Genomic DNA, 5,327 nt, shown 5'->3' with positions numbered 1-5,327 from the left:
TAATTACACCCAACGGGTTCTAGTTACATCTTTGCCAGATTTGTCTATTTCTATTTTTAAAATGTTTTCATAATGTGCTTGTACCAATAGAAAAGCTTCTTTGTGATTGGCTTTATCTGAATTTATTTTTACTAGAATTTTTAATCCGTTTCCTGATGGACTGATGAAACTTGCAAATGTGAATTCACTTTGATTGGCCAAATGCTTTGCATTTTGCAAATCAGCAGCACTTAATTTGTCAATATCCAGAATGATGCAACTTGAATAATCCGCTAGAAATTCCAATTTTCGACCTCCAACAAACTTTCCCGAAGGAGTGAAAGCTGGAAGTGATTTTTTGGCTTTGTTGTAAGCTTCTGTTTTGTTTTCGGCAAGAGATTTACGCAAGTAAACTATACCTGGTTTGTACTTTCCTGCTTTGATTTCTTCTAAAATTGTTGCAATTGATTTGTGTTCTACAACCTCGTTGAAATTCTTGAAAATGGTTACCATAGTTTTAATTTAATGGTTAATAGTTGGCGGTTGTTGGTTCTCGTTTGTGTGAAGTTTGCAATCGCAAACTTCACAAGTTCCGTTGCAGCTGATCATACTATCTTCCTTTAAAAGATTTGTTGTAATGCTCCGTAAGGAGTTTTTCAACATCAGAAAGTTTGTAGTAAATTTTGTTTCCAACTTGGCTGAATGAAATTTTACCTTCGTCTCTCCAGGTTTGAGCTGTGCGTTTTGAAATTTTCATCAATAATAGAAATTCTTGATTGTCTAAAAAGGTTTCCTTTTTTGGGTCTGCCTTAATAGAGATTTGAGATTGAATAGTGTCTAATTTTGTCATTAGATCTGTGAACTGGTCTTTTGTGAAGATAATTGCATCCATTTTTAAAAGTTTTAAATTGTTATGGTGCAAATGGAAGAAATAAAAAAAAGTCCGATAAGTACTTTTTAGTCCGATAAGACTAAATAGTTTGTAAGATGCTGATTATTATATGTATTACAAATAGTGTGTTTTTACAAAATCGGACTAAAATCTAACTTTGATGTCATTATTGGGGTCTTTGTCGGTGCGATTTGGTGAAAGATAGGTTTGAACAGTGGCTTGTGAAAGCGGTTCGCCTTTTTCATCATCAAATATTAGGCATATAATTTGACTAATATCTTTGATTTTTCCTTGAATATAAGGTTTGCCATTTGGTTTTACATCAACCATCATTTGTTTAAAAGCATTAGTAATTATGTTAGTTGGACCATTTAATTTGATTTTTTGAAATGGAATATTTGAACTGTTTTCATTAGCTTGTTTTTCTTGATTTTCTTTTTCAAAATCGTTTTTAACTTTACGCATTATTTGTAATTGCTCAATTAATTGATTGCATTGTTTGTCGTATGGTTGCAGCTTATTATTTAGAGAAACGATATCCGCTTGGTTATATTCAAAGATTTCATCCATCAAATAAATAATCTTGTCGTTAAAATTGTCTAATGAATTTATATAGCTTTTTGCTTCAAAAAAAGAAAAATACCTCTCGTCTGTATCCGCGTTAATTTGTCTTTTAGAAGCTTTTGGTTTATTGTCAAGTACTCTAGAATATTGCAACTCTGTGCGTTTTTTTTCGATTAAAATGTACAGTTTATTGTATCTACTCATTGCTGTTTTGGAGCTGAAAAAGGCTTCGTTATTGGCTAATAATTTTTCGAGTTTACATATCCATATTTCCGGGTTCTTCACCTGGTTGAATTGATAATCGATAAATGCAGGGAATTGAGATTGTTTTAGTTCTAAAATTTTTGCAATTAAAGCATTGCAATAGCTCTGAATATTGATTTTATCTTCAACGATTATATCAAATAAAGGATTTTTGGCTAGTGCCTGTGGCACTGCCAATAATTCTACAAACTCTGCGGTTTGCATATTTTGATCCTTTGAATTCAAATTGTAGTATGTTTTTTTTGGTATTCATTTTGTATTGAAAGGTAATTAAAAGCGGTTTTTTATTTGTTGCTTTTTGGAAGTCCTAGTGTTTTCAACTAGAGTTCTTTTATCACTCGTTTCGAATGCTTTAAAAATTACTTGTTTTCTCTGTTGTAAATTTATAAAATAAATAAAATCCTTGTTAAAGGATTTTAGATGAAGTTATTAACAATCGTTTGAGGTCAATAAAATAAGCACTTGACAGATTAATTAAAAAATATAGTTGTCGACCGCTTTATCCAGTTCTTCGCTGATTATTTTGGCATAAATTTGCGTTGTACTGATGTCTGTGTGGTCCATAAGTTTAGAAACGTGTTCAATTCTCATTCCGTTATTTAATGCATTTGTAGCAAAACTGTGTCTTGATAAATGGAACGAAAGTGGAAACGGTAGTTTCATTATTTTACCCATTCTGTTGAGTTGGAAATTTGCGGAATGATTTTCTCTTTGTGATATGAAATAACGCATTTCCTCGCTCTTTTTGTAAGTTGCTTTATCCGTTATAATCGGAAATATATAATCATCGAGCTGAGCGTCTTCCTTGATGTATTTATTTAAAATATCAATCGCAACCTTTCCGATTTTAAACTGGTGTAATCTTCCTGTTTTGCGAATTACTTTTTTTATTCTTTGCTCTTCACTATTGTAATTGGTGTATTGCAGCTCGATAACATCGCTAAATCTTAAACCTCCTGCGTAAATTGAGAAAAGGAATAAATCCCGCCATAAGTCTGCTTTTCGTCCTTCCTTTAGTTCTAAATTGGTTAATATCTCGATTTGGTCTTTGCTTAAGAATACTCTTTTTTCAGTATCTTTTCTCAATGTCAGTTTGTTGAATGGGTACATATATTCCGGAATGATGTCTTCTTTGATGGCTTCCTTGAACATTATCGCCAAAATCATAATAGAATAGCGTTGCGTGGTTGCTCCGTTTTTTAGAATATTTCCCATATGAGCCATATAGTCTTTTAGAACAGTAACCGTAATATCATCAAAATAAACATCCTTACTGCCGACATATTTTTCAAATTTCTTGGTGTAAAGTGTGTAATTTTTATAAGTTCCAAAAGAAACGCTTCCTTTTATTTTTTCACATCGAGCATAAGCATACTCAAAAAAGTTTGGCACAACTTTTCCCTTGATAGCATCTTTTAACTTACTGATTGAAATGGATTTTACTTTACGTTCCATATCCGCAACCTGACCTTCAGCATCTGCAATCTTTTGAGATAATGAGGCATTCATCCTTGCGCTGTTTGGATGGTTCTTCTTTACTTTCTGCTTTACTTCATCCCACTCGTTCTCTTTGAGCTTTACTCCAGCAGTGATAAATTTCGTTTTTCTATCTTTTATAATTCGAATGTACAATGGGCTGTGTCCTGTTTGGTCTGCCTGGTGTGTTCTTAAAATTAATTTAACTGATGCCATAATATTAGGAATTTAGAAATGTTGTACTATATTTGTAAAGCGATGCAAAAGAGTGAAAGTATTGTAAATACTAGGTTTTCAATCGGGTGCATCGTGATACGAAGGTACAACATTAGGTATAACAAAACAAGTATTTTGTTGCTTAAAATTGCATAGTCTATTTTTATAAAGTCAATAAATACAACACTTTAAGTGCAAATAAGAACTTGCAATTATATAATTCCGATAACAGCGGTTTCAAGAAATGGCGAGGCACGGGATTTATCAGAAATTGGAAAGGTTTTTAATTAAAAGTTTTGTTTATATTTGTGAAGGCTTGGTCTTGGTTCATCGCCACTTCTTGAAGCTGCGACACGTTGTCGTTCAGTACCGAATCGACTCTGCTTACTACAATCGTGAATATTTATCTTCTCACTTTTGAGATTTTAACACTTGAAAATAGCTTCCGAACTAAACGCAAAAAAGTGTGGAGAAAAAACTGCCGAAATTTATCTGAAACTGCCGAACTTCCGAAAATGGAAATTTAAAAAAGTGCCGAACTGAACGCAAAAAAGTGTGGAGAAAAAACTGCTGAAATTTATCTGAAACTGCTGAAATTAAATCACTTTCTGTCGAACCGAACGCAAAAAATAGCTCTAAAAAACAAAAATTCAGTGCCGATTCGTAGCACCGCACGACAACAGCTGCTACAAGCAATTTGGGTTTTAGTCTTGAATTTAAAATTCGTTTTGTGTCAGGAAAATTTGGTCAATCCGAAAGTTTTGGCTAATTTAGTCCCAAACTGCTTTTAGCAACGAAACGTTATGTGACATAGCTTGAGAACCGTATAAAAATAGAACATGAAAACATTAATCATCATCGCATTTTCAATATTTAGCTTGTCTTTGTATTCTCAGAAAGACAAACCAAAAAGGAGTTCTTATCCATTAGAAATTGCTGCAACTGAAACAGAGCAATACGCGATGGATGTTCCAGAAAGCCCTTATTTTGTAAAAGATAAAATTCTTCAAATATACTGTGGCGAAAAGATTTTTGTAGAGTGTGAAATTCAAGCTGACTCAATAAGCAAAATGAAAGTTGTTGAGAAAAATATCAATCCGGAAAAAACAATCGTCATTGAGTTCACCCAAAACTCTGAAAACAGAAAAGAAATTAGCACGCAATTATGGGTTAAAAATCCATTCTCGAAAATACTTCGCTATGATGCATTCATGTTTACTCCTATTAGTAAACAATGGAAATCGACATCGATAATTCCTATTAGACCAACTTTGCAAAATTTTGAACACTGGCCACACGCAATTATAACGTTGGCATTACAAAATTGGAAGCTGGAATAAAACGCTACGTCACATAACAGCCGTAGCTGTTGCACAACCCTAAATTTTTGAAAAACATTTACAAAAACCATAAAAAACAGCCTCGTTTAATCCGTTTTAAGCGAGGTTTATTTTTGGGTTAAGTTCAAAGTTGTAAAATTTTGATGCCTTAAAAACATACGTTTCAAGTTAAAAAGGATCGTTTTTAAAAAAGCTTGGTTCTTCCCTACTTTTTGGGATAGCACTTGAGTCAAAATACTTGGTTTTTTCACAACAAAGCGTAAGTATTTCTTGAGGTTGTAGGTTAATGATGCCATTAGTACGTGTTTGTTGGCATTTCTTATTCCTCGTGTGTTTACTCTTTTCATATTGGTAAAGTTTACCAATGTTCCTATTACCGGTTCTACGGTTTTGCTTCTTACTCGTACCATTTTCTTGGCATACTCTGGGTTTTGTGTGAGCTTTTTGTGCATTCTGTCGTAGTGTTCTTTATGAATGCTGTCGTCTATCTTTTTGTATTTGGTTGTTTTTCCGCAGCATTGTTCTCTTAATGGACAGTTTTTACAAAAGCTCTCACTGCTTCGATACGTTCGCTTGATGTATCCTTTGCTGTCGGT

Annotated in this window: 6 protein-coding genes; 1 reads left to right on the top strand and 5 read right to left on the bottom strand. The window is 33.2% G+C overall.

The features are described from left to right. Positions 1–3: 3 nt before the first annotated feature. The 4 genes from B0A57_RS11660 to B0A57_RS11645 form a co-directional block, all read right to left on the bottom strand. Positions 4–492, bottom strand: a complete 489-nt coding sequence (locus tag B0A57_RS11660) for a BT4734/BF3469 family protein (protein WP_038466498.1) — start codon at positions 490–492, stop codon at positions 4–6. Positions 493–589: 97 nt separating this feature from the next. Continuing rightward, positions 590–871, bottom strand: coding sequence for a helix-turn-helix domain-containing protein (locus B0A57_RS11655; RefSeq protein WP_034098978.1), 282 nt, complete (start codon positions 869–871; stop codon positions 590–592). 144 nt (positions 872–1,015) lie between these two features. Beyond that, positions 1,016–1,903 (bottom strand): hypothetical protein, encoded by an 888-nt coding sequence (locus B0A57_RS11650; protein WP_038466495.1) that lies wholly within the window; start codon positions 1,901–1,903, stop codon positions 1,016–1,018. Positions 1,904–2,173: 270 nt separating this feature from the next. Further along, positions 2,174–3,391: a site-specific integrase gene (locus tag B0A57_RS11645; RefSeq protein WP_038466492.1), complete on the bottom strand. Its 1,218-nt coding sequence runs from the start codon at positions 3,389–3,391 to the stop codon at positions 2,174–2,176. An 839-nt stretch (positions 3,392–4,230) separates the two neighbouring features. On the opposite strand from B0A57_RS11645, the gene B0A57_RS11640 reads away from it, so the two are divergent. Then, positions 4,231–4,731 (top strand): hypothetical protein, encoded by a 501-nt coding sequence (locus B0A57_RS11640; protein ID WP_038466489.1) that lies wholly within the window; start codon positions 4,231–4,233, stop codon positions 4,729–4,731. Between the two features lie 107 nt (positions 4,732–4,838). On the opposite strand, the gene B0A57_RS11635 is transcribed toward B0A57_RS11640, so the two are convergent. Then, on the bottom strand, positions 4,839–5,327 hold a 489-nt coding region (locus B0A57_RS11635), incomplete at its 5' end, for a transposase (RefSeq protein ID WP_207758886.1).

The organism is Flavobacterium psychrophilum DSM 3660 = ATCC 49418, assembly GCF_002217405.1.
Lineage (GTDB): Bacteria > Bacteroidota > Bacteroidia > Flavobacteriales > Flavobacteriaceae > Flavobacterium > Flavobacterium psychrophilum.
This window is presented reverse-complemented; position numbering and strand designations above follow the sequence as displayed.

Coding starts and splice junctions, on each gene's coding strand:
- B0A57_RS11645 (WP_038466492.1), bottom strand. CDS start 3,391: ATGGCATCAGTTAAATTAATTTTAAGAACACACCAGGCAGACCAAACA.
- B0A57_RS11640 (WP_038466489.1), top strand. CDS start 4,231: ATGAAAACATTAATCATCATCGCATTTTCAATATTTAGCTTGTCTTTG.
- B0A57_RS11655 (WP_034098978.1), bottom strand. CDS start 871: ATGGATGCAATTATCTTCACAAAAGACCAGTTCACAGATCTAATGACA.
- B0A57_RS11650 (WP_038466495.1), bottom strand. CDS start 1,903: ATGCAAACCGCAGAGTTTGTAGAATTATTGGCAGTGCCACAGGCACTA.
- B0A57_RS11660 (WP_038466498.1), bottom strand. CDS start 492: ATGGTAACCATTTTCAAGAATTTCAACGAGGTTGTAGAACACAAATCA.